Genomic DNA, 17999 nt, shown 5'->3' on the forward strand with positions numbered 1-17999 from the left:
GGACGTTTCTGCCGAACGGCACCTCGCGTGTGGTCGACGGTCACACGGTGTGGGGGAGCGTCGGGGACGACGGGTCGTTCCTGTCGGAGGACAGGACGATCCTGGTCACGGCGTCCGGTCATGTCGAGCACGGCAAGATCGTGGGCGACCGGTTCCTGGTGGAGCGCACGGTCGACGGCAAGGTGCTGTGGGGTGGGGAGACCGACGACGGCGGGTTCATCTCCGACGACGGCACGGTCTACATCGATTCGGCGGGGAAGGTCACGCACGGGCTGAGGGCGCCGGACGGGACGTTTCTGCCGAACGGCACCTCGCGTGTGGTCGACGGTCACACGGTGTGGGGGAGCGTCGGGGACGACGGGTCGTTCCTGTCGGAGGACAGGACCGTCCTGGTCACGGCGTCCGGGCACGTCGAGCACGGCAAGCTCGTGGGCGACCGGTTCCTGGTGGAGCGCACGGTCGACGGCAAGGTGCTGTGGGGCGACGAGACCGAGAACGGCGGGTTCCTCTCCGACGACGGCACGATCTACGTCGACGCGAAGGGCAAGGTCCTGCACGGGCTGAGGGCGCCCGACGGGACGTTCCTGCCGAACGGCACCTCGCGTGTGGTCGACGGCCACACGGTGTGGGGGAGCGTCGGGGACGACGGGTCGTTCCTGTCGGAGGACGGCACGATCCTGATCACGGCGAGCGGGCACGTCGAGCACGGCAAGCTCGTGGGCGACCGGTTCCTGGTCCAGCGGACGGTCGACGGCAAGGTGCTGTGGGGCAGCGAGACCGACAGCGGCGGGTTCCTCTCCCAGGACGGCACGATCTACGTCGACGCGAAGGGCAAGGTCCAGAAGGGCATCACCGACCCGGTGAGCGGCTCGTTCATCCCCGGTGGCATCGCGTACAAGATGCCCGACGGCTCCACCGCCTACGGCGCGATGATCGGCGACACCTTCTTCGTCGCCAACGGCACCACCATGGTCCTGCACAACGGCACCGTCCTGCACGGCACCACGGACTGGACCAACGGCATCTTCACCACCGGCTCGGGCGACTCCTACTTCCTCGGCGAGGACGGCGTCACCCACGGCAGTTTCCGCGACGTCGACGGCGCGTTCGTCCTCGACGGCGGGAAGGTCGTGATGACCGCCAAGTCCTGGGCCGTGGACCTGGCGCAGATGGCCGATGCCATCACGTTCGTCACGTCGCAGTACGACCTCATCGACACGTACCGCGACACGATCTCCTCGGAGATAAGCAAGGTCGAGTCCGCGTGGAAGTCCCCGGCCGCCGCGACGTTCACGGATACCGCGGACAACGTGAAGTCGGCTCTGGACAACCTGTACTGGCTGGTCGGCGGCATCGTCGACCAGTTGCAGCAGACGCACGACAACTACCTTCAGGCCGAGCAGGCCGCGACCAAGAACCTCTCCCAGTGACCGGCCCCGCGACACGGCCGACGACTCGGACGACAAGGAGCCACCATGCCCCTTCCCGCGATCTGGAACTCGTCCACCGTCACCGTGGACCCGTGGGTCCTGCACAACGCGTCGGTGAACGCCTCGGCCGCGGTCAAGAGCATCGGCGACGTCATGGGCGCCATCACCGACCGGCTGAACGAGCTGCGGCTGTCGTGGACGGGTGAGTCCCAGGAGCGCGCGGACAAGTTCAACCAGGACTGGAGCGCCATGGTGACGGAGCTCTTCGGCACGAAGGACCACCCGGAGAACGGCCTCCTCAACCGGTTCTGCTCCGGCCTGGAAAGGGCCGCCGTCACCTACAGCCGGGGCGAACGCGCCGTCTCCAACTCCTTCGCCAAGTTTGAGGCCCTGTTGGCGGGCATGGACCCCAAATTGTTCCCCGACGACGACGGTGTCACCGACTACAGCAAGATCATCGCCAATCCCCCCGAGACCACGGACGAGCAGAACGGCAAGCCCGTCGTCACGCACATCCCCACCCCGAAGCCGTCGGGCGACCCGTACCTGGACAACGCCCCCGCGGAGACCACGGCGACCGACGACACCAACCCCGACGAGAAGACGGCCCACATCCACCACACCTCGGTGAACCAGACCTTCTGACACCTGCCCACCCACCCGCACGGCGCACCGCGAAGGCCCTCCCATGGCGTTTGAGTTCGACGTCCCCGAGTCCAAACCGTTCGACCCCGACCCCATCTACACGCTGGGGAACGCCTGGATCACCTTCGGCGACCTCCTCGACGAGCAGGCCGCGGTGATGGCGGGGGCCGAGTTCGGCGTGACCAGCGGCGCGTGGGTCGGCGACGGGGCGAACTCCATGTCGGCCGCCTTCCAGAACAACATGGGCGGGAATGCCAGCCGCGGGGGGCTGCGCGCCTCCGTCGAGCAGTGCGCGGCGGCGTGCTGGGAACTCGGCGAGCAGATCAACTACTTCGCGATGCTCCGCAACGAGCAGGCCATCGCCGCGCAGAAGCTCGCCATCATCCAGCTGCTGGCCGGGGTCCTCGGCGCCGTCCTCGGGCTGTTGACGGGAGTGTTCCTGGAGGGGATCGCCGTCGCGGTGGGGGCCGTGCTCGCCAGCGTGGCGAGCAGGCTCGGCTCCATGGTCAGCAGTCTCATCCGGCTGATCCCCGCGCTGGAGAAGGCGGTCGGCTCGGCCACCCAGGCCGCGGCCCGTATCACCGCGGGCATCGGCGAGATGTACGCCGGCGCCGTCAGCGTCGTCGGCAAGACGCTGAACTTCAGCGCCGAGGGCGGCTCGGCCGCCGCCGGCGCCGGGAACCGGACCCCCTGGGCCCTCGTCGCCAGCAGGTTCGTGGTGTACGGCGCGGACTTCATCGCCAACAACGCCGTGTCCACCGCGGCCGCCAACGCGATCGTGGGTGTCCCCACCGACTGGAAGAACTGGAAGCCGGTCCCGACCGACGCCGAGGGGTGGCTCAACTTCGTCACGACCGGCCTCATGCTGTTCCCGCTCATGGCCGGGGGGGCCAGGCTCTTCCACGGCCCGTCCGACAAGTTCACGGGCTGGTCCGCCGCGACGTTCGACAAAGCGGGCCGCGTCACCGGCGGCGTCTACGGCGCCGGCCCCGGCGCCGTCAACTCCAAGACGAACGAGATCCTGTTCCCCGAGGGTGCCGGGAAGGGGGGCGAGACCGCCGCCGGCCCGAACGGCACGGTGACGCCGATCGCCTCGGGCGCCCGGCCCGTGACCAACTCCCGTGGCGGCGGCGGCGGTTTCGTCCAGCCGCCCGTCACCATACGCAACGCCCACAGCGTGCCGGCCCACGTCGGGACCACCGACACCGGTGGCCCGGCGATCCGTGTCAGCGGCGGCCGGACCACCCCCGACTTCGCCGGCGGCACGGACATCAGCGCCCCCTCCACACACGTCACGACCCCGGACGGCATCGGGCACACCCAGGCCGGCAGCCCGGTCCCGCACGGCGACACGCCCCGCGTGACGGTCGGCGGCGGCCCGGCGGACGGCGTGCACGTGCCCGCCACCGGGCACGGCGGCGAGCACGTGACCGGTACGGACCCGGGTCTGCGTACGCCTCCGGACGGGGCGGGGCAGGCCGGGGCCCACCAGGTGACGCGCCCCGGGGGCGACCCGGTGGCGCAGGGTGGGGCTCACCAGGTGACGCGCCCCGAGGGGGACTCGGCGGGGCGGACGGGGCCGGACTCGGTGGGGCAGGCCGGGGATCACTCGGTGACGCATACCGGGGGCGACCCGGCGGGGCGGACGGGGCCGGACTCGGTGGCGCAGACGCCGCCCGATCCGGTGGCGCAGGCCGGGGCCCACCCGGTGACGCGCCCCGGGGGCGACCCGGTGACGCGGACGGGGCCCGATCCGGTGGTACGTACCGGGTCCGGCTCCGAGGGCGGGGCAGGACGCGCCGGGGCTGAGGGGGGTACGGGCCGCACCACGGGCGGTGCGGCCTCCGACTCCGGCCCGGCGGCCTCGCGTTCGACCGCACCGGGGCAGCGGGCCGCGGGGCCCGTGCCGCACGGCGAGACGGCGGGCGGGCCCCGGACCGCCGAGGAGGTCACGCTCTCGGGAGCGGCCCCGCACGGGGACGCGCGCTCGCAGGGGCCGACGTCGACCGGCGGCCAGCGGACCCACGAGCCGGCCTCGCAGGCCGGCACCCGGCGGACGGAGACGGCACCCCCGGCGGCCGAGCGGCCGGGCGGGGCCTCGGACGCCGCCGCCCACCGTACGGACCCGGCGGGCGGCCGGGTGGCGTCCCGGCCCGTCGAAGAGGCCGCGCCGCCGGCCGGGACCTCCTCCCGCGCCGGCGACCCGTCCGCGCGGCCGGCGGCGCCCGGCGGACGGGGGCCCGCCACCACCGTGTCCGAGGCCGACGCGGGGGCGCGGTCGTCCGCCGAGCGGCCGGGCGGCGCGAACACCCCCGCGCGTACGCCTGCCACCACGTCCACGGCGCGGCCGTCCCGGAACGACGCGGAGACCTCCGCCGGCGCAGGCACCGTGGCCGAGGCACCGGCCGTCCGCACCTCGCGCTCCGCCCTCACGGCGGACGCCCACGAGGGCCACGACGCCCACGCGGGCCACGAGCGCCGCGACGCCGAAGGCACCCCGAACCCGGCCCACGACGCGGCGTCCGCCCTCACCGCCATGGCCTCCGCGCCCGGCCTCCGGCTCCACGCCGGGCCGGAGGCGGGGCGGCCGGCGGAGGACCGGGGTCCCGGGCCCGCCGCGGGCCGCGAGAGCCAGGACCCGGTCACCGGCCCGAGGCCGGACCCCGTCCACGAGAACGGCCCGGGCAGCGGGAGCGGCTCGCCGCACGCGGACTCGGCCCCCCACGAACCCCCGGTGCAGCCCAGCTTCGTGCGGCGGCCCGACGGCAGGTTCGTGACGGAGGCCGACGGGCTGCTGGACCTCGGCGACGGCCGGCCGCCCGTGCACGTGCCGGCCGGATCGGAAGGGGTGTTCGACGCCTCCCGTGAGCTGCGCTTCGTCCAGTTGCCCGAGGGCGGCGGCAGCTTCGACCGGTTCCTCGACGGGGGATGGGTGGGCAGGACCAAGTCCGGTCAGCTCATCACCGTGAAGATGACCCATCCCGTCACGCGTGGGTCCGGGAAGGTGCTGGCCAGCGAGTTGATCCTCGACAAGGGCTTGAAGGGCGACCGCAAGGGGTTGAGAGCACTCGCGGGCCCGGAGAACGCCCGTCTGGTGCGCCGGCTGGTCCGGCAGGGCGTGGGCACCGCGAAGCCGGTGGCGATCCGGAACGCCGTCAGGACCGAGGACGGCCGGACCATCACGGAAACCCTCGTGCCCGACGGCCGGGGCGGCTGGCGCCAGCCGGACTCGCCGTCGGACTGGGAGTCGGTCCAGGCCGGGCTGGCCGCGGGGAACAGGGCGGTGGGGGCCGCGCGGACCCTGTTCGACATCGCGGGACGGGAGGGGCTGCTCGACCTCCCCCACAGCACGCTGCACCACATGCTGCTCAAGGGCTCGGAGGCCGACCGGATCGCGGCGACCTACGCGCTGGTGGCCCGCGCCACGGGGAAGACGCCGCGGTGGACGCAGGTGGCGGGGGCCGAGGCGTTCGGCAAGGGCATGGTGCTCAACATGGCCGCGGGAGAGGGCAAGTCACTGGTGTTCCTGGTGGACACCATGATCCGCGCGGCCGACGAGGGCGTGGACGCCGTGCACGTCATCACGACCCGGGAAAATCTGGCCAACCGGGAGGCGGCGCTCTACCGGATGGTGCTGGAGCCCCTGGGCTACAAGGTGCACCGGATGAACCACTCCGACCCGCCCCCACCCGTGGTCAAGGGCCAGCAGACCGTCTACATCGGCACCGGCGAGGACGTCGGCTTCACCTTCCTGCACACCGACGCGCTGGACGGCCGCCCGGCCGGGTCCGGGAGCCCGGGCAAGGACGGCACGGAGACACCCAGCCACATCAAGGTCCACGCGCTCATCGACGAGATCGACGAGGCGACGGTGTACTCCAACACCCAGTACATCCTCAGCGAGGGGCCCGAGAAGGTGGCCACCCGGGCTGTGATCGCCCGGGTGACGCAGTTCAAGGACCTCGCCCATGAGCTTCCCGAGGAACTGCTCATGTCCGAGCGGGGGGAGCGGAGCGCCCCCGGTGAGCTGACCGAGGCCGCCCAAAAGTGGCTGGAGCAGCAGCTGGGCCGTGCCCCGCGCCCCAAAGACCTGCACCGGCTGAACATGGCCGTGCTCGCCAAGGACGTCTACAAAGAGGGCGTCCACTACGTGCTGTACGACCGGAACGACGGCGAGGGCACGAAGCTGTACATCATCGACCAGGTCACCCACGAGGTGATGTACAACCCCAAGACCTCCACGCAGAGCCGGTGGAACGAGGGCCTGGCCCAGGCGATCGAGGCCGAGAAAGGCATCACGATCCACGGCGACAGCCTCTCCCACAAGTCGGAGACGTTCCCGCACCTGCTCGACATGTACGACCAGGTCGTCGGCGCCTCGGGCACCGCCTCGGGCAAGAGCGCGCTGTTCGGCGCCAAGGGCCTGTCCCGTGACCGGGGAGCTGTGCCCATCCACGAGCAGGACCGCTACTACCACTCGTTGCTGGAGCGCTTCCTCGACGTGCTCAGCCCCAGCACCGAAGCCAAGGTCGAGCAGGTCGCCGCGGACGCGTTCAAGGAGCACGTGGAGACCGGCCGGCCGCAGGTGGTCATCGCGCACCGCAACGACCTGGTCGCCAAGATCGCGGAACGGATCAGGGGCTTCGGCGCCAAAGACGTGGTCGAGATCGACGCGCGGTGGATGCTCGAACAGGGCAAGAACCGGGAAGAAGCCTTCGAGGCGGTGGTCAACGAGGCAGGCAAGCAGGGCAAGATCCTGGTCATCAACATGCAGGGCGCGCGCGGAGTGGACATCCCTGTGGGCCCGGCGGCCAAGAACCTCGGCGGCCTGCACGTGCGGGTCACGGCGCACTCCGGGGTCTCCCGCGACATCGACATCCAGGCCGAGAACCGTGTCGCCCGCAGCGGTGACCCGGGAAGTGTCACCTACTACGTCTCACCCGACGACGCGATCTTCCAGCTCCCGGACCACATCCCGGGTGTCAGCACGGCCGTCATCAAGTACGTCAACTCCCACCAGGAGCACATGGCCAACATCCGCGCCGCCGACCGTGACGCGGAATCCGGCGCCGCCGGCGCCCACAGCCCGCGGCCCGGCGCGAACACCCACGTCGGCGTGGACGCCGACGCTCCCGCGGGCGTCCGCTCCGATGCTTCCGCCGAGGCTCAGGCTGGCGTGCGTTCCGAGGTTCTTGCCGAGGCTGAGGCGGGCGTCCGCTCCGATGCTTCCGCCGAGGCTCAGGCTGGCGTGCATTCCGAGGTTCTTGCCGAGACTCAGGCGGGCGTCCACGCCGACGCTTCCGCCGAGGCCCAGGCCGGCGTCCACTCCGGTGCTCACGCCGACGCCGTCGCCGCCTCGGGAGCCGCGCTCCGCGAAGCCGAGGACGGTCTGCGGAACCTCATCCGCCCGCTCCAGGACTTCGCCGACCTCCGCCGCGGCATGGAGGTCCCGGCCTACGAACCGCACGGCCCGCCCGCCACCGACACGTCCGTCAGCCCCGCCACCGGCGCCGGCCGGCTCACCGGCTTCGAGCCCTCGGAGCCGCCGCCCGGAGCGACCGCGCATGTGTCCTCCCCGGTGGGAGAGGCTGTTGAGGGCGGCGTCGCATCGGCGGAGCCCGCGGTGGCGACCGCGCATGTGTCCTCCCCGGTGGGAGAGGCTGTTGAGGGCGGCGTCGCATCGGCGGAGCCCGCGGTGTCTCCCCGGCCCGGGGCCGCGGCGGAGGACGCCATCACCCCGGCGCCGCCCGCGGCGGCCGTGGAGGTGCGGCAGGACGGTACCGGCCTCGGCTGGGACCCGGACCTGGTGGCGGACGTCAACCGCGCGCTGGCGCGGGTGCCGGGATGGCACGGCGGCCAGGTGTCGGCGGAACAGGTGGCGGCCTGGCACGAGAAGCTGCCGTCGCACTGGGTGAACGAGCTGAGTCCGCGGCCTCGCGCGTTCCGGGCCGAGGGAATCGTGCACCTGGCGATGGGCCAACAGGTCCCCCGAATCCGGGGCGGCGCCGGCGAGACCGCGCAGGACCACTCCCAGGGCCTGGGAGGCAGCGCGTACGACCCGAACTACCAGGCCGCTGACCCGGCGGAGACGGCGCGGCTCGTCAATGACGTGCTCGCCCGGCTGACCGGGTCGGCACACCCGCAGGTGGACGCGTTGGCCCGGCGGCTGCTCCACCTCGATCACTCGGCCGTGCTCGGCCCGGCGGAACGCGACAGCCTGTACGAGCTGGTCACGCTGGCGCACCGGGAGGGCCGCGCGAACAGCCTGGCCGAGATCGGCGCCCTGGACCTGGTGCGGCGTGGCGCGCTGGACGAGAGGTCCGTGATACGCGACGACGCTCGCAGGGCGCTGGGCCGTGACTGGACGGGCAATGCCGACTGGCTCGTGATCGACAGCATGGACGTGCCCTGGCCGGCGGATCGTTGGACGGTCGTGGCGCACGGTGGTCCTGAGCGGCCGGTGGTCAGCGACAGCGAGGGCAGGGAACTGCCCGTCCACGACTGGGACGAGTTCGCGGAGCTGCTGCGCATGGACTCCTTGCGGCAGGACGGGCACGATCTGGCGATCATGGTGGAACGGGCCGGCGCGCGGACGCTGGTAGGCCCCGCGCGGGTCGCCGATCTGCTGAATGTGAAGACCTGGTCGACGAACGGTCCTGACTTCTGGACCCAGCAGGACATGGACATGGACTGGGAGGTCGACGAGACAGCGGTCTGGATACCCAATCCTCCGGGCAAGCGTTCCCGGGCCGTCCCAGGCGGGGTCAGGGACAGCGACGGCCGGTGGATTCCTGACAGTGCCATCGACTCGACGACGTTGGTCACTGCTGCGGGGACGGACACGTTCGGGCGCGTCATGATGAGCGCCGACCGGCTCGCGGTGGAATACGCCGGCGGCCGCGAGACCGAAGTCGCGCACTCCACGTACGCGCAGGTCAGGATTCTGCCGGACGGATCAAGGGAGATCGTCGACGAGACCAGAACAGCAATTCCGCTGTGGTTCAGGCCGGCGCACACGATGGCCTTCCATGCCAACAGCGAATCCGCCGAGGTGCCGGTGACCGACGGTCCCCCCCGCAGGGCGCCACTGGCGGAAGTCGCGGGGTACTTCGGGCGCCGCGGCAGTGTCCAGCTGCTGGCGCCGCACGAGATATCGCTGGCCGAAGGGTGCACCGTCGCCGGCTACCCGCGCGGTGCCGACAACGCGTTCAGCAGTCCGCGCGGTATCCAGCCGATGGCGAACGTGCTGCGCAGGCCGGTTGCCGGGGCCAACGTCCAGACCATGTTCCAGCCGGCGGAGGAGGGCGGTCGTCCGGCGCGGATCGTGCTGATCGTCGATGACATCAACCAGCCGGGCGACGCGGGTCTCTACCTCGCTTATCCCGAGCCGGACCCGGCGGGACTGGCGGCCCTGGTACAGCGGTTGGGCGGCCCGTTCGCGCAGCGTCCGGACGCGCGGGACCGGCTGCTGACGTGGCTCCGGGCGGCGCGGGAGATGCCGGAGTGGGGGCCGGGGTTCGGGCCGGAGAACCCGCGCTTCGCGATGGTCATGTCGGCGTTCGCCGTTCTTGACGTGCGGCGCGTGAGGCAAGGCGACTTCAGCCTGCTCACGGTGCCCAGGCTGCGGCAGATCGTGGCCGATTACAACACGGCCCAGGGCTGGCCGCAGACGTCGTGGCAGACCTCTTTGCACAGGGTGCTGGGACACATGCGCGCCGCCGAGTTGTCCAGGGTCGCACCGCAGGCCCCTGACGAGGCGTTGGCGACGGCTGTCGACATGACGTTGGACCTGGCGGTGGACGCGTCGGGGTCGGTCGTCGACTCCGAGGGCGTGCCGGTGCCCGTGGGTGCGCCGGAGTCCGCGGGCGCGCCCGTGGGTGTCGGCCGGTCGGTCGTGGCGGGTGTGGTGCCGCACGGTGGCAAGGGCTGGTGGGAGGCCCGTGCGGCGGCTGGTGAGCCGGTGTTCCGGGAGCGTTGGTGGACGTCGGTTCCCAAGGACGGTGAGGCCCCTCTCAGGAAAACGCAGCAGCGGGGTTCGGGCGACGGGCCCCCGAAGCGGCTCGATCTGGGTGCCGGGTTGGCGAGTGGGCGCGGTGCGTTCTGGGTGCGCCGGTTCGAGCACGGTGGTGTGACGTACACGGATGTGGAGGTGCGTACCAGGCTTGTCGGGTCGGACGGTTTGACGAAGGGGCAGTTGGACACTTTCTGGGAGCGGCTGTCGGAGGACATCGACGGCGCTTTCAACCGTCCGCTGGACCGTGCGCACCGGCTTCCCAACGGTGATGTCCTGCATGTGACGCCGGTGCGGGTGCTCGACGAGGACGGCGAGGCCGATTGGGTGCCGGAGGTGTACAAGCCGGTGCCGGGTGTTCCCGCTGACAAGCAGCCGGTGAAGCCGTCGCCGGCCACGTTGCCGTTCGGGATCATCCCGGGTCGTCGTATGGGCGCGCATGAGTTCGGGCACCAGATCGGCTGGCCGGACGAGCATCGGAAGGTTGGTGACTCGGAGTCCGCTCCGGATGTGCGGGGCAGTTTGATGGGCCGTTTCACCTGCAAGGTCGAGGACGGTGTTCTGGCCACTTATCGGGCGGAGCCGGCCGAGGGGCGTGTGGGTCTGGCGTCCGACGGTCTGGAGCCGGGGGGTGTGCGGGACTGGAACCTGCTCACGCTGGGGCGGACCATCTTCGACCAGGCCGACGGCACGGACATCACGACCGCCGCCGGCGGGACGGAGCTCACCCACCAGCCGTACCGGGTCCGGCCCCAGGCCGGCGGGGGGTGGATGGCTCCCGACGACGCGCACGACGCGTACGAGATCCCCGCCGAGACCGGCGACGCACTGGAGATGACGCAACTCGCCGCGGAAACGCACACAGAGCGGCAGGAACCGGCACAGGACACGTCGGCACCGGCCGAGGCGCCGCTCCACCGCGACGCCCCAGTGACGGCGGAGAGTCCCGAGTCGCGTGCGGAGCGGCTCCCGCGAGCCGAGGCGGCTCGGGGTACGACGGACGAGTCGGCGGACCGGATGGCGTCGTTCACGGCGATGCTGGAGGGTATCGAGACCGACGCCAAGCGGGCGGCGCGGGCGGAGGCCGCTCGCGGCACGACGGGCGACCCGCTGGCCGCCGCGGCCGAGTTCCACGCGATGGTGGAGGCTCCCGCGCCGCGCGAGCCGGCGGAGCAGTCCGCCGACCTCCCGCCCGAGGACGGGGTCGCCGCCGCCGTCGAGGCGTTCGGGTCGAAGACGGAGCGGGACGGTGTCCTGGGCCTGGCGCATTTCGGCGACATCCCGGAGAGCGTCGCCGAATGGGTCCGGCAGGAGGTGATCCGGATCGTGGCCGACGGCGCCGAACCGGACCCCGCCTTCCGCGAAGAGGTCCAACGGGTGGTCACCGCAGCCCTGTTGACGAACGGGCGGGCCAAGCTCTTCACCGCGTCCGGCATGCCCGTGCCGGTGCCGTACAAGGGCAGCACGTCCCCCGTCTCGATCCGGCTGTCCACCCGGTTCCGGGGCAGGACCGAGCCCGGCATGGAGGAGATGCCGGACGGTCCGCCGGCCGCGGTGCAGCGCTGGGCCGTCAGCACCGCGGAGACCGACGAGCTCATGACCCAGGGCGTGACGCGGCCGGGTACGTTCTCCACCAACCACGTCTTCCCCCAGAGCGTGACCCTGCGCGATGTGAACTTCAGCGCTCCGCAGTTCAACATCGGTTACAACGGCGTCAGCGACGAGTTGACCAGCGGGAAGCACACCCAGTCGATGTCGATCCTGCGCAGCCGGGAGCGTTCCGTCCCCTTCGGCTACGTGCCGTCGCTGGAACTGCGGCTGGGCAACGCGAAGGCGGACATGCTGCGCGGCCACCGGCCGGTCGACGGCTGGAAGCCCGCGACGACCCCGGCGCCGGCGGACCTGACCACGTGGGTCCCCCTGCACCAGGCGAACGGGTCCGCGCTGCCCGAGATCGACGCGAGCCGGCCCGAGACCGTGCCCGCGCCGCTGTCGCGATTGCGCACCGGAGTCCCGCTGTACGGCCCGCTGGACATCCCCCACCACGATGTGCTGATCACCGACGTGACGGCCTCGTTCGCCACGTACCTGAAGGACCTGTCCGAAGCGTCCGCGGACGAGCTGCTGGCCTTCCTCGACGAAGGCAACCTCCGCGCGAACATCCCCCAGGGCTGGAACGGCAGCGTGCCCTCGCCCACGCTGTACACGAAGTCCGGCTCCCTGATCGGCTACCTGAAGTTCTCGTTCGACTTCGACGACACCACTGACATCCTGGGTCCGACCACCAAGGACGCGATCGCGGAGCTGTACGTCCAGCGGTCGTTGAAGATGCAGGGCAAGCTGACGGTGACGAACTCCCTGGGCATGGGCCTGCCCCTGCCCCAGTTCGACTTCGGCGGTGAACCCCATGCCGAGACCGGGGTGGCCGGGAAGGGAGGTTCCCTCGGATTCCCGAACAAGATCGAGCACGAGACCGCGTTCAAGCGGACCGGAGGCGGCAGCGGCCGGCTCGTCCGCTCCCTGCGCGCGGCGACGCCGCTCTTCCACGTGGGGGCGCGGATGGCGGTGCGGGCGACCCTGGTGCGGCCGGAGGGCCCGGAGATCCAGCCGGCGCGGGACACGCGGCTGGCAGACGCCGACCGGCGGTACCAGGTCAACATGCTGGTCCCCTCGCTGGCCATGCTGGGTGTCGTGCCGGAGAGGCCGCGCTTCCTGCCGCTCCACCTCGCCGAGTTGCGCTCCCTCGCCGTGTCCACGACGCCCCTGGAGCTGGAGGACCTCGGCAGTCTCTTCAAGGACCTGGAAAAGCACCTGCTGGACGGGGGGTACCTGCCGTCGTCCCCCCTCCCCTCGTACCTGCTCTCCCTCGCGCACCCCAAGCGGGAGGCCATCAGAGCCGGCCGTCTCGCCAACCAGCGCAAGCTCGACGAGATCCGCGGGCAACTGTGGCTGCGCGGGGCCGTCGACGAGGCGATCGAGATCGGCGCCGACGCCGTCTTCACGGTGCCCACTCTCCTGGGGCAGCAGTCGTTCACCGCGCAGCTCGACATCACCCGCCGCCGGACGAAGGGGCCGCAGGGCGGCGTCGAACACACCACCGACCTGCCGAGGATTCCGACACTCAACTTCACCGGCTCCACGATCAGCGGCGAAGAGCAGTTCGACACGACGAAGAAGGCCAGTGCGGGCGTCTCCGGCGCCGCGACCAACCCGCTGGACTCCGACAGCACGACGCAGCCGCTGAACCGGGTCGGGGCCGGCTACTCCGCGAGCTACCAGAAGACCCGCACCACCGGCTCCAGCTCCTCCCTCGGCCACGAGCACTACATGCTCAGCCCCATCCCCGAGGGGTCGCAGGTCTTCCGCGTGCCCATCCGGGCCACGCTGAACTACACCACCGACGCCGGCACCGCTCCGCCTCCCATGACGTCCAACGGCTGGCTGCGGGCGGCGGTGCCGACCTACCGCAGCCTGCCCCAGGCACCCGCGGTCGACAGCGACCTTCCGCCGGTGATCGTGCGGGAGGCGACCGACGAGGACTGGGCGAATCTCAGCCTCCTCGACGGCAGCCTCGTGTATCGGAACGGGGTGATGAAGCTCCTCGAAGAGGCGATCCTGGACCGGCTCGAGGGCGCCAGACAGCTGAGCCAGACCGCCATCGCCGCCAGTGAGGCCCTGCGGCAGGCCGTCCCCGAGGCGCTGCGGCCCAAGGCGCGGCCCATGCCCGGCACCTATCCGACCGGCGACCTGGAGGCGCAGACGGCCCACGAAGAGGCCCCGGCGGTGGAGTGGCAGGCGTTGGCGAGGCTGGCGTTGGACGCCGCCGTGATCCCGGCGAGGTTCGCCGTGCGGTGGTCCCAGGCGGAGTCGACCTGGCAGTTCGTCCGGCAGGAGTTCACCGAGGGGGAGCAGGGCCCGCCTGTCGCGTCGAGGTCCGCGCAGGTGTACCGGACCGCGCTCGCACCGCAGCAGTTGTTCGGCAACGCGTTGCGGCCCTTCAGGGACGAGTACGTGCTCGAGGGGGGCGGCACCCACGGCAAGATCGTGGACACCGACGAAACCCTCACGCTGCGCGCCTACATCAAGGACGTGAAGGCGCTGCCCCTGCGGCCGCAGGCCGACCTCGAACGGTGGGTCCAGTCCGCCGACGCGTCGACGAGCGGCGTCACCACCACCTGGGGGCACCAGGGGAACGCCTCCCTGGCGGGCCAGTACGGGACGCCGGAGGCCTCGTTCAACCCGCAGGGCACCTACCAGAAGGGCCTGACGCAGCCGGAGAACGAGACCACCCAGGACAACACGGGCACATTCCGGGTGACCGTCGAGGACACCTCCAGCAACACCGTGCTGGTCGGCACCCTCGTCTGGGTGGCGACCCTGCAACACGGCCGGGCCAACGTGGTGTCCCAGAGCCTGCCCGTCCAGCGGAACCGGGAGAAGACCTGGGTCGTGGAGGTGCCCCTCGGCGGCGAACTCCTGATCACCGACGACGAGCTGCGCAACTACCCCGAACTGCTCGACATCCCGGGCGTGGCCGCCCCGACCCCGGGCAAGCCCCTCCTCCGGACGCCGCCGCTGTGGTTCCTGGAGGGCAAGCGGCAGGGCGGCGCTGTCACCAGCGTCCACTTCGACGAAGGCCGCAGCGCCCTGATGAACAAGGCGCGCGCCGTTCTCGAGGAGCTGGCACCCGGCGCGGTCGTCGTCGGTCACTCCACCTACGTGCGTCAGCTGCTGAGCGGCGTCAACGAGCACACCACCTCGCTGGGCACGCGGGCGCAGTCCAACGCGAACCCCGACGGCAAGGTCGTCGTCCACTTCCTGTACCGCTCCTGGCTCGGCCCGCAGCTGGGGACGCTCACCTTCGACATGGACGTCGAGCCCGATGTCGACCTGCCCGGGCTCCTCGGCCGCATGTTGGAGAAGCAGTCCGGTATGGACAACGTCTTCGGCCGCTCCAGCGGGGACGGTGCCGCGCTCGGGAAACCGGGCGTCACCAAGAAGAGCACGACCAGGGGCAGCAGCGACGAGCTGACCTTCACACCCGGTTTCACGATCAATGGCCAGCAGTACCAGCCCACCACCCGGTGGGCGGCGAGCCAGGACATCTCCCACTCGGTGTCGGCGATGAGCGAGTCGCGCGACTGGATGAGGACGATGAACAGCGTCGAGATGCGCCGCATACGGGCGGTGTTCCGCGTCTCGGGCACGATGAGGCCGTTGAGCGAGGCCATGCTGGTCAAGCTCGCGCAGCTCATGGCCGGTCCCGTGCTGTGGGTCGGCGAAGCCACCGGGATCGACCGCTTGGTCCAGCCCCTGGTCGACCAACTCCCGTCGCCGGTCCGGGAGGCCCGGGCGGAGGCGCGGGCCGAGATCGCCATGCGCTTCAACGCCAACGAGTCGTCCATCGTGGGCGAGACCCCCGAAGAGCCCGTCTTCCACGTCGAACCCACCCTGCACGACTTCAACCCGAGGATCCGGCCCGGCACCACGGCGACGGGGGACCACGCCGTGGCGATCGAGGCGACTCCGGTCCCCGCCGCGACGGTGGAACTGCTGGCGGGGCCGCAGATGCGGCTCACCCGCCCGTTCCACCTCTACGACTTCGACGGCATGGGGCTTCTCGGCCGCGCCCTGCGCGAGGTCGACACGTCACTTCAGGACGACCAGGTCCCGGCGAGCTCCCAGTCCCGCGACGGACAGCTGCTGCGGCTCGCCCAGCTCATCGCCGGGAACAAGCTGACCGTCATGACGGCCGCGCGCACGGCGCCACTCCTCGGCCGCCCCGGCAGCGACAAGATCAAGATGAGGATCAGCCTGTACTCGGCGCAGGTGGAAACCGAGAGCCGGGACGTGGGGATCAGTGACGTCCAGCTGCTCACACGCACGTTCGGCCACCAGGTGCACACCTCCAACAGCCTCGCTCTGAGCATGGGGTTCGCCCTGGTGGACGGGTCCCAGCGGCACCGCTCCACCTTCACCGTCCCCGTTGTCAACAGCACCGCCGGCAACGCCACGGCCGCCGCCTTCACCAGCCAGGTCCGCGAGCTGATGCACATCGGCACGACCAGGGAAAACGCGCAGGGCGCCGGCCTCCCCGGATACCGGCTCCGCGCCGTCGCGCTCGTCGAGGTGGAGGGTCCCAAGGGCAAACGGTGGGTCGTCGGTGACGTCCTCCTCCGCTCCACGGAGAGCCCGCCCCCGATCCCCGGGAGGCCGGCTCGTCGCCAGGCCGAACAGCTCGTGACGGACGCGCAGTTCACGAAGGCGTCGACGGACGCGAAGGCGGCCTGGTCTGCGTACACGGCGGCCCGGGACGCGGACCGGGAGCTCCGGCGGCCGCCCGCCCCTGGCGCCGACAGCGTTCGTGACCCGGAGCAGCTGGCGCAGGCCGCCACAGGTCTGTCGGAGGCGAAGGCGCGTGCGGAGGAAGCCCACGCGCTGCTCCTCGAGAAGGAGGAGTGGTCGCTGGTCGGCCCCGTGCCGGTCAAGGCAGTGGCGACCGTGGACGGCGATGAGGCGGAACGCGCCGCGATCTCGGCGGAGCTGACAGCCGACGACATGGTGGAGGACCTGACCGCCCAGGAGCTGGAGGAACGGCTCACGCCCCAGGAAGTCGAGGACGAGCTGGCAGCCCGGCCGGACACGCCGCTGCACGAACTGCTCGCCCCGGGCGGCCCGCTGGCACGCAAGGTGGTGGAACGGGACGGCACGCTGTCGCTCGATTACGCGAAGAAGCGGCTGGCGAAGTCCGGCACCCTGCCGCAGCAGGTCCAGGCGGCTGCCGCGCGGACCGCGTGGCGGTTGTGGCGCGCGGAACTGGCGGACTTCCGGGAGCGTGCGCAGGCGGCGACAGATGCCGCGCACGGCGAGGCGACCCGGATGTGGCACCGGGCGGCGGCCCTCGTCCTGCCACTCGCATCACACCCGGTGCTGGCGGACTTCCGCTACGCGGGGCATACCTTCCGGACCGGCGTGCGGGAGGTCGCCGACCACCTGCTGGCACACGGTACGGAGGACGCCTCGGCGGCGCGGCTGGCGGGAGAGGTGAGGAAGCGCCTGGGGCTGCCGGACCCGGAACGCGGTGACCCCCTCACGATGATCATTGACCTGGCCGAGCCGGTGCCCGCGCCGGTGCCGGAGGCCGGGCCCGTCCAGGCGACCAGCACGGCCCTGGAAGCCCCGGTGGGCATGCCCGCCGAGGCGGCGGTGTCCGAGGGCGCCGGGAACGCTGAGCGGTCTGCGCAGCCGGTGCCGGCCGAGGGGCTGAAGGAGGAGGCGCCCGCTGCGGAGGAGCGGCCGCTCGTGGTGGAGGAGCCGTCACCGGTGCCGGCTGCGTCCGGCGGTGCGGAGGAAGGCGCGCCGGTCGCCGACCTGGAAGAGCCGGAGCGCGGCCGCCGCCTTCACCGCGCAGGGCCGTCGCCCCGGTCGCGGGCCCTGTCGTTCGCGGTTCCGCCCCCCAGGCGGACAGCCCGCCAGGACGGCACCAGCGGACGCCCGGCTACGCCGGAGGCCACCCCCGCGCCCAGCCCGGCCCTGCCCGGCCTGAACCTCGAAGCGGTCCCGGTGGGCCACGAACCGGCTGAGCCGGCCGTGACCGAAACGGTGCCGGCCGCTGAGGCTGTGGTTGCCGAGCGGGTCGACCCGGCGGAGGTGCCGGGGGCCGTGGTGGTGTCTGAGCCGGTGGTGGAGTCGCAGCCGGTGCCGGGTGCCGTGGGGGCGGAGTCCCGGCAGGCTGACCTGGCTGAGGTGTCGGCGGCGGATGTGGCGGCTGCTGAGCAGGTCGTGACCGAAACGGTGCCGGTCGTCGCGGAGGCGGAGTCCCGGCAGGCTGAACCGTCCGAGGTGCCGGGGCCCGTGGTGGTGTCTGAGCCGGTCGGGGAGTCGCGCCCGGTGCCGGGTGCCGTGGAGGCGGA

General features: G+C 71.8%; 2 protein-coding genes and 1 pseudogene. All 3 read left to right on the forward strand.

Annotated elements, in window-relative coordinates:
- A partial coding sequence (locus tag ACH4SE_RS03855) for a WXG100 family type VII secretion target (RefSeq protein ID WP_398541674.1) occupies nucleotides 1-1430 on the forward strand: 1430 nt, incomplete at its 5' end.
- A gap of 45 nt (nucleotides 1431-1475) precedes the next feature.
- Nucleotides 1476-2075: a WXG100 family type VII secretion target gene (locus ACH4SE_RS03860; RefSeq protein ID WP_398541675.1), complete on the forward strand. Its 600-nt coding sequence runs from the start codon at nucleotides 1476-1478 to the stop codon at nucleotides 2073-2075.
- Between the two features lie 43 nt (nucleotides 2076-2118).
- Nucleotides 2119-17999, forward strand: a pseudogene (locus tag ACH4SE_RS03865) (hypothetical protein); the annotation flags it as partial.

It is taken from the genome of Streptomyces sp. NPDC020983, from assembly GCF_044333485.1.
GTDB lineage: Bacteria > Actinomycetota > Actinomycetes > Streptomycetales > Streptomycetaceae > Actinacidiphila.

Bases quoted from the DNA above. Each gene is read 5' to 3' on its own strand.
- ACH4SE_RS03860 (WP_398541675.1), top strand. From the start codon at position 1,476: ATGCCCCTTCCCGCGATCTGGAACTCGTCCACCGTCACCGTGGACCCG.